Annotated in this window: 21 protein-coding genes; 9 read left to right on the top strand and 12 right to left on the bottom strand. The window is 72.4% G+C overall.

Translation table 11 applies throughout. The annotated features are described in order from the left end of the window. Window positions 1–53 precede the first annotated feature (53 nt). Together BSZ37_RS09755 and BSZ37_RS09750 are read left to right on the top strand one after the other, a co-directional pair. Complete coding sequence (locus BSZ37_RS09755) at window positions 54–1,262, top strand: T9SS C-terminal target domain-containing protein (RefSeq protein ID WP_095510372.1); 1,209 nt, start codon at window positions 54–56, stop codon at window positions 1,260–1,262. Further along, complete coding sequence (locus tag BSZ37_RS09750) at window positions 1,259–2,029, top strand: DUF5683 domain-containing protein (RefSeq protein WP_095510371.1); 771 nt, start codon at window positions 1,259–1,261, stop codon at window positions 2,027–2,029. Before BSZ37_RS09755 ends, BSZ37_RS09750 begins: the two co-directional genes overlap by 4 nt. Window positions 2,030–2,293: 264 nt before the next feature. Here the strand turns inward: BSZ37_RS09750 and BSZ37_RS22645 are convergent, their stop codons facing one another. Beyond that, entirely contained in the window at window positions 2,294–2,419 is a 126-nt protein-coding gene (locus BSZ37_RS22645; protein WP_281253022.1) for a hypothetical protein, read from the bottom strand. Window positions 2,420–2,447: 28 nt separating this feature from the next. On the opposite strand from BSZ37_RS22645, the gene cphA reads away from it, so the two are divergent. Beyond that, window positions 2,448–5,306: a cyanophycin synthetase gene (cphA, locus tag BSZ37_RS09745; RefSeq protein ID WP_095510370.1), complete on the top strand. Its 2,859-nt coding sequence runs from the start codon at window positions 2,448–2,450 to the stop codon at window positions 5,304–5,306. 76 nt (window positions 5,307–5,382) lie between these two features. Further along, window positions 5,383–7,077 (top strand): glutamate ligase domain-containing protein, encoded by a 1,695-nt coding sequence (locus tag BSZ37_RS09740; RefSeq protein ID WP_095510369.1) that lies wholly within the window; start codon window positions 5,383–5,385, stop codon window positions 7,075–7,077. On the opposite strand, the gene BSZ37_RS09735 is transcribed toward BSZ37_RS09740, so the two are convergent. Beyond that, window positions 7,074–7,598, bottom strand: coding sequence for a hypothetical protein (locus BSZ37_RS09735; RefSeq protein ID WP_095510368.1), 525 nt, complete (start codon window positions 7,596–7,598; stop codon window positions 7,074–7,076). The genes BSZ37_RS09740 and BSZ37_RS09735 overlap by 4 nt on opposite strands. A 166-nt stretch (window positions 7,599–7,764) precedes the next feature. On the opposite strand from BSZ37_RS09735, the gene iadA reads away from it, so the two are divergent. Together iadA and BSZ37_RS09725 are read left to right on the top strand one after the other, a co-directional pair. Beyond that, a complete protein-coding gene (gene iadA / locus BSZ37_RS09730) occupies window positions 7,765–8,925 on the top strand; it encodes a beta-aspartyl-peptidase (RefSeq protein ID WP_095510367.1) in 1,161 nt (386 codons plus the stop codon). A gap of 11 nt (window positions 8,926–8,936) precedes the next feature. Continuing rightward, window positions 8,937–9,803, top strand: a complete 867-nt coding sequence (locus tag BSZ37_RS09725) for a cyanophycinase (protein ID WP_095510366.1) — start codon at window positions 8,937–8,939, stop codon at window positions 9,801–9,803. Window positions 9,804–10,047: 244 nt separating this feature from the next. Here BSZ37_RS09725 and lat read toward each other — a convergent pair whose 3' ends face one another. Continuing rightward, window positions 10,048–11,394, bottom strand: coding sequence for an L-lysine 6-transaminase (lat, locus tag BSZ37_RS09720; protein ID WP_095510365.1), 1,347 nt, complete (start codon window positions 11,392–11,394; stop codon window positions 10,048–10,050). Between the two features lie 260 nt (window positions 11,395–11,654). On the opposite strand from lat, the gene lipA reads away from it, so the two are divergent. The 3 genes from lipA to BSZ37_RS09705 all read left to right on the top strand — a co-directional run bounded on the left by lipA (window position 11,655) and on the right by BSZ37_RS09705 (window position 13,691). After that, window positions 11,655–12,641 carry a lipoyl synthase gene (gene lipA / locus BSZ37_RS09715; protein ID WP_095510364.1) on the top strand — a complete coding sequence of 329 codons (987 nt, stop codon included), beginning with the start codon at window positions 11,655–11,657 and terminating at the stop codon, window positions 12,639–12,641. Window positions 12,642–12,702: 61 nt separating this feature from the next. Continuing rightward, window positions 12,703–13,158: a hypothetical protein gene (locus tag BSZ37_RS09710; protein WP_095510363.1), complete on the top strand. Its 456-nt coding sequence runs from the start codon at window positions 12,703–12,705 to the stop codon at window positions 13,156–13,158. Then, entirely contained in the window at window positions 13,158–13,691 is a 534-nt protein-coding gene (locus BSZ37_RS09705; RefSeq protein WP_095510362.1) for a DinB family protein, read from the top strand. Before BSZ37_RS09710 ends, BSZ37_RS09705 begins: the two co-directional genes overlap by 1 nt. Before the next feature lie 32 nt (window positions 13,692–13,723). Here the strand turns inward: BSZ37_RS09705 and ubiG are convergent, their stop codons facing one another. The 9 genes from ubiG to BSZ37_RS09660 all read right to left on the bottom strand — a co-directional run bounded on the left by ubiG (window position 13,724) and on the right by BSZ37_RS09660 (window position 26,323). Then, complete coding sequence (gene ubiG / locus BSZ37_RS09700) at window positions 13,724–14,485, bottom strand: bifunctional 2-polyprenyl-6-hydroxyphenol methylase/3-demethylubiquinol 3-O-methyltransferase UbiG (RefSeq protein ID WP_179299555.1); 762 nt, start codon at window positions 14,483–14,485, stop codon at window positions 13,724–13,726. A 37-nt stretch (window positions 14,486–14,522) separates the two neighbouring features. After that, window positions 14,523–15,716: a 3-oxoacyl-[acyl-carrier-protein] synthase III C-terminal domain-containing protein gene (locus tag BSZ37_RS09695; protein WP_095510360.1), complete on the bottom strand. Its 1,194-nt coding sequence runs from the start codon at window positions 15,714–15,716 to the stop codon at window positions 14,523–14,525. A gap of 90 nt (window positions 15,717–15,806) precedes the next feature. Then, window positions 15,807–16,127, bottom strand: a complete 321-nt coding sequence (locus BSZ37_RS09690; RefSeq protein WP_095510359.1) for an FxLYD domain-containing protein — start codon at window positions 16,125–16,127, stop codon at window positions 15,807–15,809. Window positions 16,128–16,222: 95 nt separating this feature from the next. Continuing rightward, window positions 16,223–16,675, bottom strand: a complete 453-nt coding sequence (locus BSZ37_RS09685) for a DUF6174 domain-containing protein (RefSeq protein WP_095510358.1) — start codon at window positions 16,673–16,675, stop codon at window positions 16,223–16,225. A 2-nt stretch (window positions 16,676–16,677) separates the two neighbouring features. Next, window positions 16,678–17,178: a DUF6174 domain-containing protein gene (locus BSZ37_RS09680; protein ID WP_095510357.1), complete on the bottom strand. Its 501-nt coding sequence runs from the start codon at window positions 17,176–17,178 to the stop codon at window positions 16,678–16,680. A gap of 119 nt (window positions 17,179–17,297) precedes the next feature. After that, a complete protein-coding gene (locus BSZ37_RS09675) occupies window positions 17,298–20,045 on the bottom strand; it encodes a valine--tRNA ligase (protein WP_095510356.1) in 2,748 nt (915 codons plus the stop codon). A 153-nt stretch (window positions 20,046–20,198) separates the two neighbouring features. After that, window positions 20,199–23,078 carry a GEVED domain-containing protein gene (locus BSZ37_RS09670; RefSeq protein ID WP_095510355.1) on the bottom strand — a complete coding sequence of 960 codons (2,880 nt, stop codon included), beginning with the start codon at window positions 23,076–23,078 and terminating at the stop codon, window positions 20,199–20,201. 99 nt (window positions 23,079–23,177) lie between these two features. Continuing rightward, window positions 23,178–23,678 carry a T9SS type A sorting domain-containing protein gene (locus BSZ37_RS09665; protein WP_179299554.1) on the bottom strand — a complete coding sequence of 167 codons (501 nt, stop codon included), beginning with the start codon at window positions 23,676–23,678 and terminating at the stop codon, window positions 23,178–23,180. Then, complete coding sequence (locus BSZ37_RS09660; protein ID WP_095510353.1) at window positions 23,627–26,323, bottom strand: right-handed parallel beta-helix repeat-containing protein; 2,697 nt, start codon at window positions 26,321–26,323, stop codon at window positions 23,627–23,629. Before BSZ37_RS09660 ends, BSZ37_RS09665 begins: the two co-directional genes overlap by 52 nt. Between the last annotated feature and the right edge of the window lie 63 nt (window positions 26,324–26,386).

Genomic DNA, 26,386 nt, shown 5'->3' with positions numbered 1-26,386 from the left:
GATCGGTACGCCCTTTGTCCGATCCGTCTCAGATCTGCCTATCCTCCTGCGCGATGCGCACCTTGTTCGCACCCGTCCTCCTCCTGGCCCTCGTGGCCACGGCCTCTGCCCAGACCTGGGACGAGGGGCCGCCCATGCCGACGGCGCGCGCCGGCGCGACTGGCGTCGTCCTCGACGGGCGGATCGTCGTGATCGGCGGCCAGACGACGACGGGCGAGGCCCTGTCGACCGTCGAGGCATTCGACCCGGACGAGGGGTGGACGACGCTCTCCCCGCTGCGCGTGGCCCGCTCGTTTGCCGCCTCGGCCGTCCTCGGCGGGCGGATCGTCGTGGTCGGAGGGCGGGGGCCTGAGGGCGAGCCGCTGAGCAGCGTCGAGGCCTACGACCCGGCGGCGAACGAGTGGATGGCCCTCCCCGACCTCCCGGCTCCCCGGGAGGGCCTGGGCGCGGCCGTCCTCGACGGCACGCTCTACGTGACGGGCGGGACCGGAGCGGACGGCGTCCTCTTCGCGAGCGCCGAGAAGTTCGGCGACACGTGGTCCGCGCTCACGCCGCCCTGGACCCTCGACCCGCCGCGCGCGGGCTTCGGGATGGTGGCGCGCGGCGGGTTCCTCGTCACGGCCGGCGGGTTCAGCGCCGTCGGGCCGCTCCGCCGGGCCACCGAGTTCGACCCGGAGACCGGCCTCATGCGGGCGCTCGACCCGCTCCCGTTCCCCCGCGGCGGCGTCGCCGCAACGACGGATGGCGAGACGATCTGGGTGGTCGGCGGGCGCGACGACAACGACGTCGTCACCGCCAACGTCTACGAGCTCATCGCGGGGATCGACCGGGTCTGGGAGCCCCAGCCGCAGCTCCCTCAGCCCGTCGAGGCCGCCGTGGCCGCCGTCCTCGGCGACTCCCTCTACGTCCTCGGCGGCGCCGACGCGTTCGGGGGCGCGCTCGACGCCGTCCGCGTGCTGTCCCTCTTCCCCGTCAACGTGCCGACGGAGGACGGCCCGGCCTCGTCGCCGGCGATCGCCGTCGTCGGCCCCAACCCGAGCCGGGCCGGCACGACGCTGGAACTCCGTCTCGGTCGGCCTGGATCGGCCCGTGTGACCGTGTTCGACGTGCTCGGTCGCGAGGTCGCCGTGCTCCACGACGGCGACCTGGGCGGGGGCCCCACCCGCGTGGCCTGGGGCGCCCGCGTTCCTGCAGGCGTCTACGTCGTCCGCCTCGACGGGCCCGACGGCACAGTCAGCGTTCCCCTCACCGTCGCGCGATGAGGGCGTTCCTGCTCGCTCTGATGATGGCGGCGTCGGCCGCCGCACAGCCCGGCACGACCCCGGCCGACCTCCTGGTCGCGATGGAGGCCGCCGTCGCGCGGTTCGACTACGAGACGGCCGAGGACCGCGCCCGCGAGGCCCTCTCCCGCTTCGACGCGCTCTCGCCGGACCAACTCGTGACGGTCCACTCGACGCTCGGCATCCTCCTCCACGCCAAGGACGAGCCCGTGGAGGCCCGCCGCCAGTTCGAGGCCGCGCTCTCCATCGACCCCACGCTCTCGCTCGACCCCGTCCTCGTCTCGCCCAAGACCGTCGAGTTCTTCGACGAGGTCCGCGCGACGACCTCGACCGACGGCGCGAGCGCCGCTCCCCCGGAGCTCCGCTACGTCCTGATCGAGGACCGCCGGACGGCCGGTGCGCTGCGGTCCATGATCCTCCCCGGCTGGGGCCAGTTCTACAAGGGCGACCGCGCGAAAGGCTTCGTCTTCGCCCTCGCCGGTGGCGCCGCCACCGTCGTCGCCGACCTCCGCCGTGCCGAGGCCCGCGACGCCTACCTCGAGGCGACCGGTGAAGAGGTCATCGCCCAGCTCTACGAGGAGTACGACCAGAGGTACCGGCTCAGCAGCGCGCTCGTACGCGGGGCGGCCGTGGTGTGGGGGGCGTCGATGCTCGACGCGCTCCTGACGGGCGGCCCGGAGCCCGTCCGCCGCGTCTCGGTGACAACGGCCGAGGAGGGCACCGGGCTCCGCCTTCGGGCCTCGTTTTAGGGGGTGCGCACGCGGTGCGCGGGACCCGCAGGCCGTGCGCACGGCGGACGCCTTCTCCTCCCAACGGGTCGCCGATGTGTCCCGAGGGGCGCCTCCGGTTTGGCACATGTCTTGACTAGGATTCGAGGCCTCCCTTCTCGTCACCGCTTGCGGCGGTTCGGACTTCCCCCCAGCCGCGGCCCGCACCTCGCCGACTGGCCCCCGCGCCCCGCATGCGTGGACGCGAAGGGCAGGCCTGACGAGCGCCAGGACACTCCCGGCACGTCACGCCCCGCCCGGGTCTAGCCTGGGCGGGGCGTTCGGGTTGGGCCCGCCCGCCTCGACCGGCGGGCCGCCGAGGCGGAACCGGTCGGCCGCACGGAGCTTGCGCGGGAAGCGAGCGTAGGGCACCTTTGGCCTCCCCTCGCCCCGCCCGCCCATGCGCGTCGTCTCGACCAACGTCTACGTCGGTCCCAACCAGTACGCCCACTTCCCGGTCATCCGCCACACCATCGACCTCGGGCCGCTGGAGGACTACCCGACGCAGAAGCTGGACGGGTTCGTCGACCGGCTCTGCGAGGTGCTCCCCGGGCTCCACGAGCACGGGTGCTCGTACCGCGAGCCCGGTGGGTTCATCCGGCGGATGACCGAGGACGAGGGGACCTGGCTCGGCCACGTCTGGGAGCACGTCGCCCTCGAGCTCCAGGGCATCGCCGGCCACGACGTGACGTTCGGCAAGACGCGCTCGACGGGCCGAGCCGTGGGCGAGTACGACATGGTCTTCCAGTACCAGCAGAAGGACGTCGGCCTGGAGGCCTCGGAGCTCGCGCGGCGGATCATCCTCCGGCTCCTGCCGGACGACGTCCAGGCCCTCATCGACGAGGAGAAGGAGGCCGACTACGACTGGGAGGAGGAGCGCGACGCGTTCATCAAGCGGGCCCAGCGGCTCGCGTTCGGCCCGAGCACCCAGTCGATCATCGACGCCGCCGAGGCGCGCGACGTCCCGTGGATCCGGCTCAACAAGTACTCGCTCGTCCAGCTCGGCCACGGGACCTACCAGCAGCGGATCCAGGCGACGGTCACGGGCCAGACGAAGCACATCGCCGTCGAGATCGCGAGCGACAAGGAGGACACGCGGGCGCTCCTCGAGTCGCTCGGTCTGCCGGTCCCCAAGCAGGAGCTCGTCTACGGGCCGTCCGACGCCGTCCGCGCGGCGCGGCGGATCGGGTATCCCGTCGTGACGAAGCCGCTCAACGCGAACCACGGGCGCGGCGTCTCGATCCGGCTGACGGAGCCCGACCAGGTCGAGACCGGCTTCGAGCACGCCCAGAAGCACGGGACGAGCCGGGCCGTGCTCGTCGAGAGCTTCGTCTCGGGCTTCGACCACCGGATGCTCGTCGTGAACGGGCACCTCGTGGCGGTCGCCAAGCGCGTGCCGGGGCACGTCGTCGGCGACGGCGAGCACACGATCGAGGAGCTGGTCGAGATCGTCAACCAAGACCCGCGGCGCGGCGTGGGGCACGAGAAGGTGCTCACCCGGCTGGAGTTCGACGCGCAGGCCGAGCGGCTCCTGGCGCGCGCCGGCTACACGGCCGAGACGGTCTTGCCGGAGGGCGAGACGTTCTACCTCCGCTCGACGGCCAACCTCTCGACGGGCGGCACGGCCATCGACCTGACCGACGTGGTCCACCCCGACAACCGCGACATGGCCGAGCGCGCCGTCCGCGCCGTCGGACTCGACGTGGGCGGCGTCGACTTCTTGACCGACGACATCACCCAGAGCTGGCGCGAGGTGGGCGGGGCCATCGTCGAAGTCAACGCGGCGCCGGGCTTCCGGATGCACGTCGCGCCCAGCGAGGGGACGCCGCGCGACGTGGCCGGGCCGGTCATGGACATGCTGTTCCCGCCCAACACGCCGTCGCGGATCCCCGTCGCCATCGTCACCGGGACGAACGGGAAGACGACGACGACGCGGATGGTCTCCCACATCCTCCAGATGGCCGGGTTCATGCCCGGCATGACGAGCACCGACGGCGTGTTCGTCGACGGGCGGCTCTCGGTGAAGGGCGACATGACAGGGCCCGTCGGCGCGCGGACCGTCCTGCGCGACCCGTCGGTCGACGCGGCCGTGCTGGAGGTGGCCCGGGGCGGGCTCGTCCGCGCCGGCCTCGGCGTCCGCCGCTGCGACGTCGCCGCGTGCCTCAACGTCTCGGCCGACCACCTCGGGCTGGGCCGGATCAACACGCTCGACGAGCTCGCCGAGATCAAGCGGATCCCGATCGAGGTCGCGACCGACACCGTCGTCCTCAACGCCGACGACCCGCGGGTGCTGGCGATGGCCGAGCACGCCGACGCCGAGCACCTCTGCTACGTGACGATGAATGCCGAGCACGCGCTCGTCCGCGAGCACGTCCGCGAGGGCGGGCGGGCCGTGGTGCTGGAGCGCGGCATCGCGGGCGAGATGATCACGATCCACGACGGCGGCCGGCACCTCCCGCTCGTCTGGACCCACCTCATCCCCGCGACGATCGACGGGAAAGCGTCGCACAACGTCCAGAACGCGATGTTCGCGGCGGGGATCGCCTACGCGCTCGGCAACGGGCCCGTCGAGCTCACGCTCGACCAGATCCGCCACGGCCTCCAGACGTTCTCGACCAGCTTCTACGAGGCGCCCGGCCGGCTCAACGTGTTCGACGGGCACCCCTTCCGCGTCATCCTCGACTACGCCCACAACCCGGCGGCCGTCGAGGCGATGGCGTCGCTGGTGGACCGGCTCGACGTGCAGGGCCGGCGGATCCTCGCCCTCGCGGCGCCCGGCGACCGGCGCGACGAGGACGTCGACGCGATGGCGCGCGCGGCGGCCGGCCACTTCGACCACTACGTCTGCAAGCGCGACGACCGGCTGCGGGGGCGCGGCGAGACCGAGATCCCCGAGATGCTCCGCCGCTGCCTCCTCGACGCGGGCGTGGCCGAAGGCGCCATCGACGTGGTCCCCGAGGAAGAGGCGGCCGTCCTCCACGCCCTCAGGCAAGCGGGTCCGGGCGACCTCGTCGTCGTGTTCGGAGACCACATAGAGCGGTGCTGGGACCAGATCATCCACTTCGGCGCGGCCTCCGGCGACGGGCAAGCGACCCCTGCGCCCCGCCCCACCGAGGCGGCCCCACCCGCGCCCCGCGTGACGAGCCCGATCGACGAGGACGACAGCGACGAGCCCACCGCGTTCGAGGTGAGCCGCGGCCAGCGCCTCGTCCGCGACCGCCGCGGCGTCCACCTCGTGACGGACGAGGAGGCGGACTGATGCGGGCACGGGGTACCGGGTACGAGGTCCCGGACCCCGCCCCATCCGACGTACCTCGTACCGCGCACCCTGTCCCGTGCTTTCTGACCCGATCGACAGCCGACGCCAGACCGGCGCGGGCTTCCTCCTCGACGGCCCCGGCGCCGCGCTCGAAGTGCTCGTGCCCGAGCCGCTTCGGCCCGACGCCGAACGACGCTGGCGAACGCACGCCCGCGCCCTCTGCGACGGCGTGGGCTGGACCGACGCCCCGCTCGTCGTCCGCCCGTTCCCCCGCGGACTCTCGCTCGCCCTCGGCTCCCCCGTCGACCTCCTCTACACGGCGACCGAGGTGAACGAGGCGGCGTGGGCCCGCGCGCGCGCCGAGATCGAAGGCCGCGAGCCCCCCGACCTCGGGGAGACCGTCGGCCGACTTCAGGCGGAGGCCCGGAGGGAATCGGACCCGCCGCTGGCGGCGCTCGTCGCCGCCGCCGAGCGCCGCGGCGTCCCGCTCGTCTGGGACGACGACGCCCTCACCGTCGGCCTCGGGGCGCGGGGGCAGACCTTCGCCCCGGACGCCCTCCCCGACCCGGACGCCGTCGACTGGGACGCCGTCGGCCCGATTCCGACGGCGCTCGTGACGGGCACCAACGGCAAATCGACGACGGTGCGGCTCTTGGCGGCGATGGGCCACGCGGCCGGCCACACCGTCGGCTTCTCGACGACGGACGCCGTGACGGTGGGCGACGAGGTCGTCGAGCGCGGCGACTTCTCGGGCCCGCTCGGCGCGCGCGCCGTCATGCGAGACGGGCGGGTGAGCATGGCCGTCTGCGAGTCCGCGCGAGGGGGGCTGCTGCGGCGGGGGGTGCCCGTCCCGCTCGTGACGGCGGCGGCGCTCACGAACGTCGCGGCCGACCACCTCGGCGACTACGGCGTCGAGACGGTCCCCGCCCTCGCCGAGGCGAAGCTGGTCGTGGCGAAGGCCCTCGGGGCCAGGGGCACGCTCGTGGCGCCCGCCGACGAGCCCGAGGCGACGGCCGCCGTCGTCCGCCACCGGGAGGCGCTCGAGGCACGCGGCGTGCGCATCGCGTGGACGGCGGTCGCCCCCGATCCCGGGGCGCCGGGCCGGCTTCAAGCGTCCGTGGTCGACGGAGCGATCTCGTTGCGTGGCAACGTGGACTGGCGTCCCATCTGCGACGTCGCGGACATCCCGGCCGCGCTCGGCGGGGCCGCCCGGCACGTCGTCCGCAACGCGCTCACGGCCGCCGCGCTGGCCGAGGCGCTCGGCCTCGACGACGCCGCGATCGCGGCCGGCCTCCGGTCGTTCAGGAGCGACGACATCGACAACCCGGGCCGGGCCAACCGCTTCGACGTCGGCGGCGCCACGGTCCTCGTCGACTACGCCCACAACGCGCACGGCCTCCAGGCGCTGGCGTCCCTCGCGGAACACGTCCCCGCCCGCCGTCGCCTCGTCATGACCGGCAGTGCCGGCGACCGGTCCGACGCCGACCTCGCGGCCATGTGCGACGTCCTCGCCGGCCTCGGGGCCGACCGCTACGTCCTCGTGGAGATCCCCGGCTACCTCCGCGGACGCGCCGAGGGCGAGACGCCGGCCCGCCTCGCCGACCTCCTGCGCGAGCGCGGCGTGCCCGAGGAGGCCCTCGCCTTCGAGGCCGACCCGACGGCCGGCACACGCCATGCCCTCGACTGGGCCGGGCCCGACGACCTCGCGCTCCTCCTCACCCTCGCGCAGCGCGACGCCGTACTCGGCCTGCTCCGAGAGGCCGCGGGCTAGAGGGCCAGGGCGAGCCCCGTACCGAGCCCCTGCGCGATGGGGACGGCGATCCACTCGCCACCGCCCTCGCTCGGGCCGATCAGCGCCACGGCCAGCAGCTCCGGGACGGTCCCGACGAGGGCGCCGGCCAGCGCGCGCGCCCAGTCGTCGCGTCGGAATCCGACGTCGGCGGCCCGGGTGCCGTACCGCCGCCCGGCGTCGGTCGCGATGAGGTGGACGGCGACGGCGCTCCCGAGGGCGCCCCCCGAGGCGAACGCGACGACGAGGGGGACGGTCAGATCCGGGACGGTGCCGGCACAGCCGAACGGGCTGCAGTCGCCGGCGACGAACCCGACCATCACCACGCCGAGCGCGGCCGACCCGCCGCCGACGAACGCGCCGGTCGTGCCGAAGAGCGTGCCGGCCGTGGCCCTCAGACCGGGAGAAACGTCCGCCTCGGGGAGCGGCGCGCCGAGGCGGAGGGAGGCGACGGGCTGGGCGGTGGCGGAGATGGCCAGCAGGGCGAGGAGGAGGGCGCGCATCGGTGGGTCGGGGGGGTCGACAACGTCCTCCGACTGGGTCGCTCCCGGATGATCCGTTCGGACCACCCGACGCGATCCGTTCGGACCGCCCGCGTGCTCTCTCCGTCGTCCCGTCGCGGTCGCTTCACCGGAACCCGGGTAGCTTCCAAGCTCCCCCCGGACGCCCGTGCTCACCCTCCTCACCAACGCCGACGTGTACGCGCCCGCCCCGCTCGGGCGGCGCCACGTGCTCGTGGCCGGTGGATCGATCGTTTCAATAACGAAACGCGTTCCCGAGATCACGGGCGTCCCCATCGACGTGGTCGACCTCGGCGGGCGGCGGCTGGTGCCCGGCTTCATCGACGCGCACGTCCACGTGACGGGGGGAGGCGGCGAGGCGGGGCCGGAGACGGCCGCGCCCGCGCCCGCGCTCTCGCGCTACACGACGGCCGGCGTGACGAGCGTCGTCGGGCTCCTCGGCACCGACGACACGACGCGGACGACGGCCGGCCTGCTCCGCCAAGTCTACGCCCTCCGCCGCCAGGGCCTCAGCGCGTGGGCCTGGACCGGCGGCTACCACCTCCCCCCCACCACGCTGACGGGCGCGGTCCGCACCGACATCGCGACCGTCGAGCCGATCCTCGGCTTTGGCGAGCTGGCGATCTCCGACCACCGCTCGTCGCAGCCGACGATGCACGAAGTCGCCCGGGTGGCCGCCGACTGCCACGTGGCCGGTCTGATGACCGGCAAGGCCGGCGTGCTCCACCTCCACCTCGGCGACGGCGCCCGCGGCCTCGGCATGATCCGGGACCTCCTCGACACGACCGAGCTCCCGGCGCGGACGTTCCACCCGACGCACGTCAACCGCCGGTCGGGCCTGCTCGACGAGGCGCTCGACCTCGCCGCCCGCGGTGTGACGATCGACGTGACGGCCTTCCCTCCGGCGTTCGCCACCGACGACGAGGTACTCGCGGCCAAGGCCGTCGAGCGGTTCATCGAGGCGGGCCACCTCGCGCGGCTGACGGTGTCGTCCGACGGCGGCGGCTGCCTCCCGCACTTCCGCGACGGCGAGCTCGTGCGGATGGACTTCGCCACCTCGGGGGCCCTCGCCGACCTGCTGGCGGACCTCCTCGGCCGGGGCGTCCCGCTCGAGGACGCGCTCCCGCCGTTCACCGCGACGCCGGCCCACTACCTCCGCTTGCCGAACAAGGGCGAGATCGTGGAGGGCGGCGACGCCGATCTCGTCGTCCTCGGCGACGACCGGCCCACCGAGGTGATGGCCCGCGGCCGGTGGCACGTCCGCGACAGCCGGCCCGTCGTCCGGGGCACGTTCGAGACTTCCGACTGAATCTCCGCTGAATGCCCTCCCCTGAAACCGACGCCCCTCGCGGCCCCATCATCCCCATCGGGGGCGCCGAGGCCAAGACCGGCACGCGCGACATCCTCACCCGCGTGCTCGCCCTCGCCGGCGGCCCCGACGCCCGGATCGCGGTCATCCCGACGGCCTCGGAGCTGGCCGACACCGGCGACCGCTACGCGAAGCTGTTCCACGACCTCGGCGCCGCCCACGTCGACGTGCTGGAGATCACCGAGCGCGAGCACGCCCACGTCCCCGGCGCCGTCGAGACGGTCGAGCGGGCGACGGGCATCTTCATGACGGGCGGCAACCAGCTCCGCCTGTCGACGATCCTCGGCGGGACGCCCCTCGCGCAGGCCATCCGCCGACAGAACGCGGCGGGCACCGTGGTCGCCGGGACCTCAGCCGGCGCCGCCGTCATCCCGGAGCACATGATCGCCGCCGGCGCGACAGGCCCCACGCCGACGACCGAGAAGGTCACGCTCGCGCCCGGCATGGGGCTGACCAACCGGCTCGTCATCGACCAGCACTTCCGCCAGCGCGACCGGCTGGGCCGGCTCCTCACGGCCGTCTCCTACAACCCGTTCGCGACCGGCGTCGGCATCGACGAGGACACGGCGCTCGTGCTCGGGCCCGACAACGTGTTCGAGGTCATCGGCAGCGGGACGGTCACGGTCGTGGATCCGTCGGAGCTGACGTACTCGTCGATGGACTCGGCGCGGCGCAACCAACCGGTCTCGCTCATCGGCCTGCGCGTGCATGTGCTCGCGGCCGGGTGCACCTACGACACCGAGGCGCGCACCGCCGCCGCCCCGGCCCGGGTCCCGTACTTGGATGAGGACGAGGACCCGGTGCCGGACGAGAGCTGACGCGGGGCGGCTGCGGAGCTCCCTGAGTGGATCTCAATCCGGAGCGATGGGTGGAGCGGGGCCGTACATCGGTCCCTCCCCCACACCATGATGTCGTTCGGCGCCGTCCTCTACGTCCTCCTCGGAGTCGTCTCGCTCTTCCTCGTCGGCTTCCTCGCCTGGGCCTCCTTCAAGGACCGGGGCGCCGACTGAGCCCGCCTCGGCGCCCCTCTGGTCAGGGTCACCGAGGCGGGCGGAGTGGCCGCTAGGCGCCGAGCGTCTTCTCGAGCGCGCCCTCCAGGATCGCCAGCCCCTCGTCGAGGTCGGCCTCGGTGATCGTGAGGGCCGGGCGGAAGCGGATCGAGCGCGGGCCGCAGCCGAGCGCCATCAGCCCGTCGTCGTAGGCGGCCTGGCGGACGGCGTTGCGCGTCTCGGTGTCGGGCAGGTCGAACGCGCAGAAGAGACCCCGGCCGCGGGCGTCGGTGACGCCGTCGAAGCGGCTCTCCATCTCGCGGAGCTTGGCCATGAGGTGCGCGCCCTGCCGGTTGACGTTGCCAATGAGGTCCTCCGCCTCGATGACCTCGAGGATCCGGTCGAAGCGGACCATGTCGACGAGGTTGCCGCCCCACGTCGAGTTGATCCGGCTCGACTTCTGGAAGACGTTGTCGTCGACCTCGTCGACGCGCGGGCCGGCGAGGATGCCGCAGACCTGGGTCTTCTTGCCGAAGGCGATCACGTCGGGCGTCACGCCGAGGCTCTGCCACGCCCAGAACGCACCCGTGAGGCCGACGCCCGTCTGGACCTCGTCGAACACGAGCAGCGCCTCCTCCTCGTCGGCGAGGTGGCGGAGGGCCTGGAGGAACGCCGGGCGGAAGTGGTTGTCGCCGCCCTCCCCCTGGATCGGCTCGATGAGGATGGCGGCGATCTCGTCGGGGTGGTCGATAAAGGCCTGCTTGGCCTCGGCCAGCGCCGCGGCCTCGCGCTCCTCGACGTCACCGCCGCGGATCTTGGGGTTCGAGATCCGGGGCCAGTCGAACTTCGGGTAGTGGGCGACCTTGTTCGGGTCGGTGTTCGTGAGCGACATCGTGTAGCCGCTCCGCCCGTGGAACGCCTCTTTGAAGTGGAGAACAATCTGGCCGCGGTCGCCGGAGTAGCCCTTCAGCTTGTTCTTCCGCACCTTCCAGTCGAACGCCACCTTGAGGGCGTTCTCGACCGCGAGCGCGCCGCCCGACACGAAGAAGGCGTGGGGCAGCTCCTCCGGGATCCCGACGCGGCCGAACGTCTCGACGAAGCGCGCGAAGTGCGGCGTGTAGACGTCCGAGTTGGCCACCTTGTTGAGCGCCGCGTCCATGAGCCGCTCGCGGAAGCCGACCGCCGCGTCGGAGTCGCCCGCCAGCCCGGGGTGGTTCATCCCGAGCGGGTTCGAGGCGTAGAACGTGAAGAAGTCGATGTAGTCGCGGCCCGTGACCTGGTCGCGGAGGCGTGCGCCGCGGCTCCCCTCCATGTCGAGGACGATGGGGAACCCGTCGGTCAGGATGTGGCGGCCGAGGATGTCGCGGACGGCGAGCGTGTCCGGAAGCGCTTTCCGAGCGTCGGGGGCGGTGATCTGCATGAGCGTGGGTCGGGGGTCGTGGGGCGCAGGGGAAGGCGGACCGGGCGGATGCTCACGCGCCACGTCCTGCGCGATTCGAAGATAACGGCGGCCCCGTTCCCCGAAGCGGCCTCGACCGGCCCGCCTCGGGGCCGAGGCGGGCGGAGTGGGCGCTCGGCGTGCACGCGGGCCTCACACGGGCGCGGAGACCCGCGGCGTACCTTCGACGTACGGATTCGCACGCCGCCCGCGTCCTCTCCTCGAACGACGCTCTCCCCCCGATGGACACGCCCCGCACCGCCCCCCGCCGCCCCGGCGAGGTCGCCCTCAAGAAAGCCCCCGCCGGCTCCGACTTGGCGGTCGACACCGAGGGCGACGGCTTCGCCCTCGAACTCCCGGTCGTCCAGAAGCCGTCCGTCGCCAACCGCCCCGGCGGCCGGCCGACGTGGCTCCGCGCCAAGCTCCCCTACGGCGAGACGTTCCGCGGCATCCAGCAGACGATCGAGGACTACGACCTCCACACGGTGTGCTCGTCGGCGCGCTGCCCGAACATGGGCGAGTGCTGGAGCGCGGGCACGGCGACGTTCATGATCCTCGGGAACGTCTGCACGCGCGGGTGCTCGTTCTGCGCCGTGCTCACGGGCCGGCCCGAGCAGAAAGAGCTCGACTACGACGAGCCCCGCCGCGTCGCCGAGGCGGCCAAGCTGATGGGGCTGAAGCACGTCGTCGTGACGAGCATCAACCGCGACGATCGGAAAGACGGGGGGGCGCCCATCTTCGCCGAGGTCATCCGCCTCGTCCACGCCCAGGACCAGACCATCGAGGTTCTGATCCCCGACATGAAGGGCGAGCGGAGCGCTCTGGAGACGGTCTTCGAGGCCCGGCCGGAGGTCCTCAACCACAACGTCGAGACGGTCCCGCGGCTGTACCGCCGCGTCCGCCCCCAGGCGGACTACCAGCGGTCGCTCGACGTGATCCAACTGGCGAAGACGGAGTACGGCCTCCGCACGAAGTCCGGCATCATGGTCGGCCTCGGCGAGCGGAAGGAGGAGGTCGTCGAGCTCATGGCCGACTTCGCCGCGCACGGCGTGGATGTCATGACGATCGGCCAGTACCTCCAGCCGACGCGCCACCACCTGCCGGTCGAGGAGTTCGTCCACCCCGACGTGTTCGCGTGGTACAAGGAGCAGGGCGAGGCGCTGGGGATCGAGCACGTCGAGAGCGGCCCGCTCGTACGTAGCTCCTACCACGCCGAGCGGCATGTTTGATCACGGCAAGGGCCACGGGGGGTGGGGCAAGAGGGTCGTCGTGCCCCTGGTCACATGCCTCATGCCCCTCGCCCTCTCCGGCTGCTCGACCGTGCTCGACGGTGTCGCGGCCGTGTTCGGGCCCGGCGACGTGGGCAACGTGGTCGATGCGCACGTGGTGTACCGGATCCGGCCCGACTGCCCGACGCTCCTCGCGCGGACGATCAGCCACGGCTACACGGTCCTGACGCCCGGCGGCGCTCCCGAGGGCGTGGACGCCCCTCCGCCCCTCCTCCGGATGCCCGTCGAGGAAACGGGCGTCTTCGAGGGGCCGGTGCGGACGGGCGAGGTCGTGTTCCGCTACATCCCGACGGAGGCGTCCGAGACGTGGGAGGCCGGGCCGATCGACCTCGTCGCCGAGGTGGACGCGGTCCGGCTCGACCTCGAAGCGGGCTCCGAGCGGATCGTCGAGCTCTGCGGGCCGCTGCCGGAGACGCTCACTCCTGACGCCTCCATCCCCCGGATCCCCGGCCGCTGATGCCCCCGCTCCCCGCCTACGACGCCTCGGACCCCGCTGCGTACGTCGCCTCGCGGCTGGCGCTCGTCGGCGACCGCGACCCGCTCCCGCTCCTCGAGGGTGCGCCCGAGCGCGTCGCCGAGGCCGTCGCCGGGCTCTCCGAGAACGGCGCCCGCCAGCCCGAGTCCGACGGCGCGTGGTCCGTCCTCCAGGTCCTCCGCCACCTCGCCGACTCGGAGGTCGTCTACGGCTACCGCCTCCGCCTCATCGTCGCCGCCGACCGGCCCGAGATCCCCGGCTACGACCAGGAGGCGTGGGCCGGCGCGCTCCACTATCACCGCGGCACCGTCGCCGACGCCCTCGCCGACTACGCCGCGGGCCGCCGGATGACGGTCGCCTTCCTCCGCTCGCTCGACGCCGACGAGTGGGAGCGGTTCGGATTCCACAGCGAGCGCGGTCAGGAGAGCGTCCGCCGCATCGCGACGTTGCTGGCGGCGCACGACCTCGGCCACGAGCAGCAGATCACTCGCGTCCGCGAGACGATCGGGGCGTAGCTCCCTCCGCCTCGGGGCCGAGGCGGACGGGGTCAGCGCTTGACGGCCACGCCCATGTACCCGACGGCGAGCGACCGGCTCGTGGTGAACGAGAAGCCGGGGTCGACGCGACGACGGGCGATCGAGCGGAAAAAGGGGCCGTTCAACTCGGGTCGGGATCCGACGACCTCTTCCACCATCAGCCCTTCGGCCTCGGCCATTTCTTCGAGGACGCTGGGAGGCAGAAAGAGACGGAGGACGTGGATGTGATCGGGCGCCTCGCGGACGACGAACCGGAAACCCTGGATGGCGATGAGCCACGCGAGTGGCGTCCGGTTGAACGTGCTGAACAGGACCACGCCGCCGGGACGGACGACGCGCGCGGCCTCGGCGATCACGCCCCGCTGGTCCTCGACGTGCTCCAGCATGTCGTAGAGGAGGACGGCGTCGTACGCGCCGTCGTCGGCGTCGAGCGCCGTCGCGTCTCCGACGCGGAACGTGGCGTCGGCTCCGTCGGGCACGCGGCGGCGGGCCTCGTCGAGCGACGGCTCGGACAGGTCGACGCCCTCGACGCGGTAGCCGCGCTCGGCGAGAGGGAGCGACAGGAGCCCGGCCCCGCACGCTACGTCGAGCACACGTGCGCCGGGCTCGATCCCGTAGCGGTCGAGGACGCCGAGCGTGTAGTCGAGCTTCAGCCGGCTCTCGGCGCGGAGCAGCGCGATAGCGTGGTCGTCGCCCTCAAACCACCGCGCGCCGAGGTCGTCGTAAAACGCGTTGTTGACCTGCTTCACAGAGCCGAGAGAGTGGGACAGCAAGTGTACCCAGGGGGGCGGTGTACGGGGCACCCCGGCCTCACTCCCCCTTCCGCATCAGGTTCGCAGCGACCGTCAGGCCCGGGCCGAAGGCGACGGACGCCACGAGCGCGCCGTCGGGCACGGACTCGTCGCGGGCGATCCGGTCCCAGATGTGCGGGAGCGTCGTCGACGACATGTTGCCGCGGTCGCGGAGGACGGCGTGGCTGTGGCGCGCGCGGTCGTCGTCGACGCCGAGGGCCTCGGTCGTGCTCTCGATCACGCGTGGGCCGCCGGGGTGAATGGCCCACACGTCGACGTCGGCGACCGCGAGCCCGTGGCGCGCGAGGAACCGCTCCAGCACGCCAGCGACGTTCTCGCGGATGTGGTCCGGCACGCGCCGGCTCAGCGTCATCTGGAACGCGACGGAGGCCGGGCGCCACGTCATCTCGTCGAGCGTGTCGGGGACGAGCGCTTCGATGTGATCGAGCAGGGCAAACTGGGAACCGTCGGGCCCCGCCGTCACGTCGAGACGGGCGGCACCGTCGGCGAAGAGGCACTGCTGGACGATCTGCTCGGGGTCCGTCGTCGCCGGGTGGTGGTGGAGCGTGCAGAGCTCCACCAGAAGCACGGCCGCGCGGGCGTCCGCCTCGGGCGCGTCGTCGGGCGTGCCGGCCGTGACGCCGAGGCGGGCGGACTCGGCACGGACGACGTCGGCGGCGGTCGCGAGGGCCGGGAGCGCGGCGTAGCAGCCCATGTGGCCGACACTCAGGATCCGCGTCCGCTCGCCCCACCCATGCTCGACGGCCACGCGCTGGACGGCGCTCGGGCTGTCGTAGCCGGTGCACGAGACCTGGACGATGGCGTCCGGCGGTCCGGCGTCGTCGGCGAAGGCGTCGCGAGCGACGGCCTCCGCGGTTTCAGCGAAGAGATCCATCCGACGCTCGAGGGGCGCCTGGTGCCACACGCCGGGCGGCTCCGGGCCGGACTGGCCGTCGCCGAGCGCCGGCGGGGCGTGGAGCCGCATCCGGTCCCAGTCCTGGTGCGTGTAGTCGTCGAGCGCCGTCACCCGCGTCTCGACGGCCGACTTCCGGGCGAGGAGGTCGTAGAACCGGATCGCCCGGTCGACGTCGGGGAGCGCGCCCGACTGGGCGGCGCGTCGGAGGGCGGCCTTCATCCACCCGATCCCCTCCTCCTGGGCCACGGTGTGGCCGAACGGGAGCGGGCGGACGGAGAGGTAGGCGCGGGGAGTCATGGGCGGAAGGCTCGGTGCGTCTCCCAACGCCCCGCCTCCATCGCGGGTGCCTACAGGGCGAATGTCAGCCCTTCCCTGACACCGGGGCCGTCAGTTCACCCCGACGTACTTCAGCTTCGCCGCGCCCGCCTGGAGGTCGAGCCGCTGCTCGAACCGCGCTGAGTCGCCCGACGCCACGTTCCGCACCTGGACGAGCACGTCCTCGAGCGGCCGGTTCTGATCGTCGTACAACGTGACGAACACGTCGGCCGAGGTGATCGGCGTCGCGCCGCTGTTGACGAGGACGCCCGTGAGCGTCGGGTAGCCACCCCCCTCGCTCTGCAGGCGGAGGTCGGCGACGTCGTACTCGGGCACCTCTCCCCCGCAGGCGGCGAGGACGGCGGCGAGCGCGAGGAGGAGGAAGCGAGACACGGCAGCGGGGGCGGGAACCGACGAGGAACGGGATGACCGCTCCCATCGGTCCGTCGAGAGCCTGCGGAAGTGTTGAAGAATGGCCGATGGACCGCCTAGCGGGCCTCGAACGCGACGACGGCGTACCCGACCTCCTCGTCAGCGATCCTCTCGCTGTAGTCGACGTACAGGTCGACGAGGACCGGCGGTCCGCGCTCCGTGACGCGGGCCTCCACGGAGGCGGCGCGCTGCGCGTACGCCTCGAGCGCCACACGATAGAGACCGTCCACGTCGAGCGCCGTCGCCGGCCCGCCCGTCGTCTCGCTCGCCACGATCCGCCCGTCCTCGACGGTCACCTCGACCGTGACGGGCGCGCAGTAGCAGCGGACCTCGTAGCGCATCGTGTACGCGTCCGGCCCGGACGCCCGCCACCGGTCGCGGGCCTCCTCCAGCGCCTCCCGGTCGGCCACCTCGACGGACGCGCCGAGGTCGACCTCGCCCGCCTCGGGGCCGACGGAGTCGCACCCGGCGACGAGCGAGATGACGACGACGAGAGCGATCTGGCGCATGGCTAGCGATCGGCCGGGCGGAGGTCGGAGACGCGGTAGGCGATCTCCTCGTCCGCCATCTGCGTGCTGTAGTCGATGCCGACGCTCGTGGGGTAGCCCCACTCCGGGTCGTACTCGACGGCGATCTCTTCGGCGCCGCGCTCGTAGGCCTCGGCGATGAGCTCGAAGAGGGCCGCGACCGTCTCGCCGCGCTCGGCGTCGACCGTCGCGCCGTCGAGCGTCACGGTCTCGATCGCGCCGTCCCGCACCACGACCTCGAACGGGCCGGTGTAGTCAGGCATCGGGCAGAAGCAGATGCGCTGGAGCGTCATCTGGTAGGCGTCGAGCCCGGCCTCGGCCCAGAGTTCGCGCGCGGCCTCGAACTCGGGCGACGGGTCGGACGGCTCGCCGCTGCCCGAGAAGACGGGGCCGCTGGGGAGCTCGCCACCGGCGTCGACCTGAGCGGGCGAGGGACACCCCGCGAGGAGGAGAAGGGCGAGGGCGAGAAGGGAGGTGCGCAGCATCGGGGCGGCAGAAGGGGGACGGGCGGGAGAACGTGTACGGCGGCCGGTTTCGTCGGTGCCGCGCACGTGCGGGACAGAATCGGGACACGTCGGTCGCGTGCCCCGACCCCGCCCGGACGTCACCCGAGGTCGGCGAGGTTGGCCTCGAGGGCCGCGATCTCGGCCTTCGCATCCTCCGCCTTCTGGCGCTCCTTGGTGACGACGGCCTCCGGGGCGCGCGACACGAACGCCTCGTTCTGGAGCTTCTTCTCGACGCCCGTGAGGAACCCGCGCTTCCCGTCGATCTCCTTCTGGAGCCGCTGGCGCTCCACGTCGAGGTCGATCATCCCTTCGAGCGGGACGTACACGACGTGCGCCCCGACCACGACCGCCGCGCTGGCCGACGGCTTCTCGAGGTCCGACCCGATCGTGAGAGCCGACAGCCCGGCCAGCCGCTCGACGTACTCGCGGGCGCCCTCGACGGCCGCGGCCGTGTCGGCGTCGCCGGCCACGATCACGGTACGGACCTCCTGCGACGGCGGCACGTTGTACTGCGCCCGCACCTGGCGAATCGCCGTCACGAGGTCCTGGACCGTGCTGAACGTCTGGGCCGCCTCGGCGTCGGTCTCGGCCGAGTCGGGGGTGGGCCACGTCGACGCGATGAGCGCGTCGCCGGCCTCGCGCGGGCGGAGCGTCCACCACAGCTCCTCCGTGACGAACGGCATGAACGGGTGGAGCAGTTGGAGGATCTGTTCGAAGACCTCCGTGGACAGGGCGAGGGTCTCACGTGACGGCGTCTCGCCGAACGGCGCCTTCGAGACCTCGAGGTACCAGTCGCAGAAGTCGCGCCAGACGAAGTCGTAGGCGAGGTGCGCGGCTTCCGAAATCCGGTAGCTGTTGAGCGCATCGGTCACGGCCTCGACCGTGTCGTGGAGCCGCGTGAGGAGCCAGCGCTCGGCGAGGTCGAGGTCGGCGAAGCCCCGCTCGCGGCGGAGGTCCTCCGTCGGCCGCCCCTCGTCGTCGCGCTCGACGAACCGGCCGAACACGCGGCTCGCGTTCCAGATCTTGTTGGCGATGTTCCGGCCGCCCTCGAACTTGGCCGGGTCGAGCTTGATGTCCTGGCCCTGCGCGCAGAGCACGCCGAGCGTGTAGCGGACCGCGTCGGCGCCGTACTGCTCGATCATGTCGAGCGGGTCGATCCCGTTGCCCAGTGACTTCGACATCCACCGGCCCTGCTTGTCCTTGATCATGCCGGTGACGAACACGTCCGTGTACGGCACCCTGTCGAGGAAGTGCGTGCCGGCCATGATCATCCGGGCGATCCAGAAAAAGAGGATGTCGTAGCCCGAGACGAGGACGGAGCCGGGGTAGAACGCCTTCAACGCGTCCGTCGAGGCGGGCCACCCCAGCGTCGCGAACGGCCACAGCCACGACGAGAACCACGTGTCGAGAACGTCCTCGTCCTGCACGTACCCCTCCCCCGGCGAATCGACGGAGACGACGAAGTTGGCCTCGTCCCGCTCGCCGGTCTCCGGGTCGACGGGGTACCACACCGGGATCCGGTGGCCCCACCACAGCTGGCGCGAGATCGGCCAGTCGCGGATGTCCTCCAGCCAGCGGCGGTACTCGTTGGCCCACCGGCTCGGGTGGAACGTGACGGTCCCGTCGTTGACGACCGCGAGGGCCTTTTCCGCTAGCGGCTCCATCGCCACGTACCACTGCGGCGAGAGCAGCGGCTCGATGACGGCCTTCGACCGCGACGAGATCGGGACCGTGTGCGGGTAGTCCTCCGTCTTGACGAGTTGGCCCGCCTCGGTGAGGTCCTCGACGATCCGCTCGCGGGCCTCGAACCGGTCGAGCCCGGCGTACGGCCCGCCCTCCTCGTTGAGCGTCCCGTCCAGGTTCATCAGCGAGACCGACTCCAGGTCGTGTCGCTTGCCGATCTGGAAGTCGTTCTCGTCGTGGCCCGGCGTGACCTTCAGCGCGCCGGCGCCGAAGTCCATCTTGACGTAGTCGTCGGCGATGATGGGCACGATGCGACCGACGGCCGGGACCTTCACGGTCTTGCCGACGAGCGACTGGTACCGCTCGTCGTCCGGGTGGACGGCGATGGCGGTGTCGGCCGGGATCGTCTCCGGCCGCGTCGTCGCGATCTCGATGTGCTCGCCCGTCTCGACCCCGTCCGCGTCGACGACCGGGTAGCGGACGGTCCACAGGTGGCCGGGCCGCTCGACGTTGTCGACCTCCTTGTTCGAGATCACCGTCTGGTTGTCGGGGTCCCAGTTGACGAGGTAGTCGCCGCGGTAGACGAGGCCCTGCTCGTAGAGCGTCACGAACACGTCTTGGACGGCGCGGCTGAGCCCGTCGTCCATCGTGAACCGCTCGTAGCGCCAGTCGCACGAGTCGCCGAGGCGGCGCTTCTGCTGGAGGATGATCCCGCCGTACTCCTCCTTCCACGCCCAGACGTGCCGGAGGAACGCCTCGCGCCCGATCGCCTTCCGGTCGACGCCGTCCTTCCGGAGCTCCCGCTCGACGACGTTCTGCGTCGCGATCCCGGCGTGGTCCATGCCGGGGATCCATAGCGCCTCGAAGCCCTGCATCCGCTTGAACCGGACGAGGAGGTCCTGGACCGTGTCCTGAAGCGCGTGGCCCATGTGGAGCCGGCCGGTCACGTTCGGCGGCGGCATCGGGATCACGAACGGCTCCTTGCCGCCTTCGAGGACCGCGTCGGGCTCGGCGTCGAAGAAGCCGCCGTCCTCCCAATAGTGGTACCACTTGGCCTCGACGGCCTCGGGCTCGTAGGCGGAGCCGGTCGGGGCCGGGTCGGGCGTGGCCGGCGTGTCGGTCTGGCGGTTCCGGTCGCGGGGGATCTCCGGGGTCTCGGGCATGCTCGATCGGGCCGCGGCGGCGCGGCGGGCGTGAGCCCGCCAAGCTACCGAGGCGGGCGGGGAGAGCCGGTGAAGCGTGCCCCCCTCCCCGCCGGCCTCGGCCGCATCGACCCCCGAGGCGGACCGGGCCGCCGTGCCCGTCGTGGTCGCCCGCTAGCGAGCGACGGCGATCGGGCGCGTGAGACGATGAGCGCCGGCGTCGACGACGACCACGTAGAGACCCGCGGGCAGCGCGGCGACGTCGAACGGGACCGCGTGCCGGCCGGCGGGGAGCGCGCCGAGCGGCATCGCCAGCACCTCGCGGCCGAGCGCGTCGACGAGGCGGACTGTCGTCTCGGCCCGCTCCGCGAGCGCGACGCGGATGGAGAGCGACGCCCGCGCCGGGTTCGGGCCGACGGACTCTATCGCGGTCTCGGGTGGCGCGACGTCGTCCTCGGCCGCGACGCCGTTGGCGGCAATCTCGACGGGGTAATCCTCGACCTCGCCCTCGGTCACGAACGGGACGACGAGCGGGTCGACCTCGGCGCCCGCGACAAACGGCAGCGCCACGCGGCTGAGCCGGAACCGCGCCCACGTCGTGCCCGGCGTGGCGTCGGCCGGCGGCGTGATCGTCACGACGTGGGAGCCGGGGCTGAGCACCTCGCCCGCGACGGCCTGCTCCCCGTCGTCGTCCCAGTCGCCGTCGGCGTTCCAGTCGACCCAGGCGTAGAGCGCGGCGGGCGCGTCGCCGGCCGTCGTCACGGGGACGGCCATGTCGGCCCCGCGGTACAGCTCGTCGGGGAGCGCCACGCCGTCGTCGCTGTCGTCGGCGTCGGGATCGACCTCCGGGTCCGCCTCGGCGCCGAGGCGGACGAGGCCGACGCCGTGACGGGCACCGCCATCGGTCACGGCCGAGGGGTACGGGGCGGGGGCGTCGCCGTAGTCGAGCGGCGGGAACGTGGCCATGAGGTAGTCCTCGACCTCGCCGTCGGGCGCGACCCCGGTCGCGTTGAGCGCACCGTTGCGACTGAATCGGAACCGGGCGTGGTAGTAGCCGACGGACGCGTTCGGCGGCGCCTGGAGGTCCAGCGACGGCGGCGGGGTCGACGGGCCCATCCGTTCGTTCGCGAAGACGTGCTCGCCGTCGTCCTCCCAGTCGCCGTCGCGGTTCCAGTCAAACCACGCGTCGAGGCCGCCGTCGACGTTCGGGAAGAACGTGAGCGTGCCCGTCGTCCCGGCCACCAGGCCGTAGCGCGTGAGCGGGTTCGGAGCCGACGGGTCCGTGCTGCCCACCGGCAGTTGGATGGTGAACGGGACAAACCCCTCGCCGAAGGCCACGCCGTCCTCGTCGTCGCGCGGACCGTCGTTCCGGTTGTCGTCGGGGTCGTTGTCGTCGCCGGTCGCCGTGTTCGACGCGAGGCCGGTCTCGGACGCCAGGGCCACGTTGAGGTCGGTCTCCGCGTCCACGTTCTCACCCAGCTTGACGAGGTCGTCGACGAGGTGGCGCGCGCCGTCGGCCGAGATCCGGACCGGGTAGCCGAATGGCATGCCGGGAATGATCTCGAGCGGGTCCTGGTTCGCGTCGCCGAGGTCGAGCCCGGCGACGAGGTGGTCCTCGACCTCGCCGTCCCAGGCGAGCCCGCCCACGCCGAGCCCGCCGGGGACCTCGTGGAACCGGAGCCGGAGCGGCCCGGCGCGGCGCCCGCCGCTCGGCACGTCGAACGTCACCGTGTGCTCGCCCGCGGACGGGATCGGCGCGGCCACTACGATGTGGTCGTCGTCCGCCGCGAACGGCGGCGGGAGGAAGGTGCCGTCGCCGTCGAAGTCGAACCACGCGTCGAGCACGCCGGCCGCGTTGGTGCGCACGGTGAGCTGGCCCTGCCCGCCGTCGCCGAACGAGATGCCGACCAGCCCGTCCTCGTCATCGACTTGGTCGATCGGGGGCGGGATGAACAGGTCATCGCCCGAGGCGTCGAGGGTCGGGACGCCGTCGTCCTCGACGTCGATCTCCGCTCCGAGGATGAGTTGGCCGAGGAACACGAAATGACTCGGCCCGGCCGGCCAGAGCGTGCGGTACGAGTCGGGCGCGTCGCCGAAGTCGAGGTCGAGGTCGGGCGGCGGGCGGTTGTAGAAGTCGAGCCCGTCGATGGCCATCTCACCGACGTCGACCTCGTGGACGCCGCCGGAAGGGATCGCGGTCCACCCATCGGGCACGGGCTCCGCGACCGTGTAGGCGCCGGGCGTCTCGGGCAGATCGAACCGATAGATCCCGCGCTCGGCGATCGGGTCGATGGCCCCATCCGCGTCGAGGTCGACGGGGCCGGTGAGGGTCTCGGCTACGGTCGTGCCCGTCGCGTCCGCCAGCGCGATGGGGACGCCGTCGACGGGCCCCTCGTCGTCGTCGCGGCCGCCGTCGCCGTCGAGGTCGAGCCACTTCTGCCCTGAGAGGGTCGGCGGCGCGGCGACCTCGATGGCGATGCTCGCCGTGTTGTTCGACGGGACCGGGTCGAACTCGGCCTGCGAGTAGGTGGCCTCCAGGGTCGCCGTGCCGGGCGCGAGGCCGACCACCTCGATCTCGATCTCGAGCTCCTCGTTCGCGGCGACGTCCCCGATCTCCAGCGACGCCCCACAGTTCTCCTCGTCCCCACCGGGGCCCGTCGCTCCGCTCGCGACGCCCTCCCCTGAACACGGTGTATACGTGACTGGGACCTCACGGCCGTTGACGCGGACCACGAGGAGGGCCGCGATCAAGTTCGCCTGCTGGACGAGCCGGAGGACGACGAGCGCGTTGGTGACGTCCAGCGGCCCCCCCCCCGCTGTGCTCGTGTTGCTGAGGAGCAGGAGGAAGACCACCCGCCGGAGAACGTAGAGGTCGACGCCCGTCAGCAGGAACGCGATCAGCGCGTCGCTGCGGAGCCCCGCGGAAGGCTCCCCATCGAGAGAGACCGGGTCCGAGATCTCGACAACCGACCTCCCGGGACCCTCGGCGGGTACGACGGCGGCCTGAGCCGGGGCCGCCACAACGACGAACAGGAGGGCGAGAACAACACGCATGGCCGTAGGGGGCAGGTCACGAGCAACCTATCCGGCACCCCGCCCCCCCACATCACGCGAACGCGGTATATCCGGCCTGTCCGCGGACCGGCTCGGCGGCTACCGGACCACCGACAGCCGTCGGGTTGCCGTCACGACGTCCCCGCCGGCCTCGGCCGAGAGGCGGACCACGTAGACGCCGGACGGGAGCCCGGTGGCGTCTACGCGCACGTGGTGCGCACCCGACCCAAACGGCCCGTCGGCGAGCGTCGCGACGTCCCGGCCCAGCGCGTCGAGGAGCACGAGGCGGACGGGGCCGGCCTCTCGAAGTCGGAACGGGACGGTCACCGCGTTGTGCGACGGGTTCGGGTAGGGCGGCTCGAGGGCGGTCGCGGCCTCGGCCGGCGCCTCCTCTCCCTCGACCGGGAGGTCGCCGGTGACCAGAACCTCGTTGGACTCGATGGTCTCACCGTCGAGGTTCCCGCGCGCGACGATCCGGATCTCGTACGGGACGCCGGCCCACGACGCGCCCGGCGGGCGACCGACCGCGGCGGGCCCGAACCGGAGCGTTAGCCGGCGCCCACTCTCGTCGTCGAGGTCGCCGAGCGAGCAGACCGGCACCTCCCCCTCGCACTCGATGGGCGAGGTAGCCTCGGAGCCTCGGCGCCGAGGAGCCGGGCGCCCTCGGCCTCGACCCGGAGTTGGACGTCGCGGAGCGTGCCGCCCGTCCACTGCCGGAGGTCGAACGGGAGCTCCAGTTCCTCCCCGCCGGGCGGGTCCTCGAACAGCCCGCGGAGCGCGAACGCGATCACGGCGTCGGCGTCGCTGTTCAGGCCCGACAGCTCCGACGTGTTGCCGTCGGCGTCCGTCGCCGTCGCGCTCACCCACATCCGTTCTGGGAACCCCGCGAGCGGCTCGCTAATGAACTCGAACGCGGCGTTTCCGTCGGCGTCCGTGGTCACCTCGACGGCGCCCAGGTAGGCGTCGGCGCGTGGGTACAGCGTCGGGCGGTCGAACGTGCGGTCCGAGAACACCTCGACGCGGTACGTCGCCGACGGGGCCGAGATCAGCTCGCCGTTCACGATCACGACGGCCGTCCCGTCCGAGCCTGGGAAGACGGCGACCTCGTTGACGAACGGGCTGTTCTGGTAGAGGTTGGGCCCAATGTCGACGTCGCCGGGGTCCCATGAGTCGATCCCGTCGTCGCCCAGGTCGATGGGACCGGCGGGCATCTGATTGCCCGAGAGTGTGTTCCGGTCGCCGGACGCGACGACGACGGCGGCCTCGACAGCGTAGAACGCGTTGCCCCCCTCGGTCTGGGCCGAGGCGAGGTCGTTCCCGATCCGGTTCCGGGACGCCCCCTGATCCAGCATCACGTCCACCCGTCCGTTGCGCGCGGAGAAGGGCGCGTTGGGGTAGCGGAAGCCGTTCGCCGCGACCCAAACATTTTCAGAGGCCCGGACGTGGACGCCGTGCTCGGCGTTGGCCGCGATCATGTTCTCGTGGATGATGTTGTCGTCCGAACTGACGACGATGATGCCCGACTCCCCGTTGGGCACGGGGGTGAAGTCCCGGTCGAGGCCGATGGTGTTGAACCGGACCTCGTGAGCGCCGCCACCGACCAGCGCGATCCCATACTCGGCGTTCCTCCCGATCTCGTTGTTCTCGACCGTCTGAGACGACACGTCCTGGACCCGCACGCCGGACTCGCCGTTGCCCACCCCGTCCCGGGCTCCGGTCGTGTCGACGCCGATCCCGTTGCGCCGGATCACGGTCGCGCTCGGCTCGCGGTCCTCGAACGGCCGAATGCGGACGCCGTCCTTCGCGCTCCGCCAGATGTGGTTCGAGGCGATGACGGTCCTGGTCGAGAGCCCCTCGACCACGACGCCGTGCTCCCCGTTCGCCTCGATGTGGTTCTCGGACACGGTCGTCGCGGAGGCGTCGACGATCCGGACGCCCACGCCGCCGTTTCCGGGCGCGGCGGCGCGGAGAGTGTCGCCCCCGATCTCGTTGTTCCGGATCTCGTTGTCGTCCGGGACAAGGTCGTTGACCTTCGTCACGACCACGCCGTCGCCGCGGTTGCCCGCGATCAGGTTGAACCAGACCAGGCTCCGGACCGCCTCTCCCCGGATCACCACGCCGTTCTCGTTCGGGACCGGCTCGCCGTCGACGCCGAGGCCGACGGTGTTGCCCTGGACGGTGGCACTGGCCGCGAGGTGGTTGAGCCAGATCCCGTCGCCGTTGCCCGAGATCAGGTTGCCCCCGCCCTCCGCCAGCCTCCCGACGACGATCCCCACAGACCTCCCGATGACAATACCCCGGCCGTTCCCCGCGGCGACCCGGCCGGTCGGGTCGGTCCCGATGTAGTTGCCCAGGATCGTGACGTCGCGGACGGGCTCGCTCGTGCCCAAGCCGGTCCCGGACACGTTGACCCCCGTGCCCTCGCTGTTCGAGATCACGTTGCGGAAGTCGGGGTCGTCGCTCCCGATGACGGTCCCGTCGCCGCCTCCCGCCCCGATCGTGATCCCGGTCCGGTTGCCGCGCGGTTGCCCCGTCTCGTCGACGCCGATCAGGTTGCCGAGGACCGAATGCCCTCCCGCCCCCTGGAGAGAGATCCCCGTGTGGTTGCCGATGATCACGTTGCGAAGATGGGGGTCGCTCCGGTCGCCTCCGATGACGGCGCCCTCCGAGTTCTGCATCAGGATCGCGCTGCCCGTGTTGTCGCGGAGGACACAGCCCTGGACCCGGGCGCCAGGGCTGTCGTCAAACTGGAGGGGGAAGCTGAGCCCCGACAGGTCGACGTTGCGGACCTCCGAGCCGGGGGCGCCCACGAACAGGAGGCCGCGGAGCCCGTCCTCACCGCCCTCCCCGACGATCTGGACCCGGCTCGTCCCCACCGTCCCGTCGATGATGAGGGGGGACTCGATCCAGGGGAGCTCGAGTTCGACGACCGGGACGGGCGAGACCGCGAACGTGAGGGTCTCTGAACCCGGCGTCAGGTTCGCGTTCTGGATCGCCGCGAACAGCGTGCACCCTCCGGCGGCGACACAGTTGCCCTGATCGTCGTACTCGGCGCACGTCCGGCAGACGCCGTCCGAGAGGTCGTCGTCCCAGCGCTCGGCCACGTCGTCGACGACGATCTGGGACGAGGCGCCGGCGGCGAACGCCGCGACGACGACGGTCCCGGCCCACCGCCAGAAGCGGGATCGGCGAGAGGTCCGGGAGCCAAACGGGGGCACGGAGAGGCGCAGCGACGGGGCGTCCATGTGTGCGGCGGCGAGTCACGGTCAGCGTAGGCCGCACGCTGGCCGCCCTCCTCACGCGAACGA

This window comes from Rubrivirga marina, from assembly GCF_002283365.1.
GTDB classification, from domain to species: domain Bacteria; phylum Bacteroidota; class Rhodothermia; order Rhodothermales; family Rubricoccaceae; genus Rubrivirga; species Rubrivirga marina.
The sequence above is the reverse complement of the archived record's forward strand: the minus strand, read 5'-3'. Positions and strand labels throughout refer to the sequence as shown.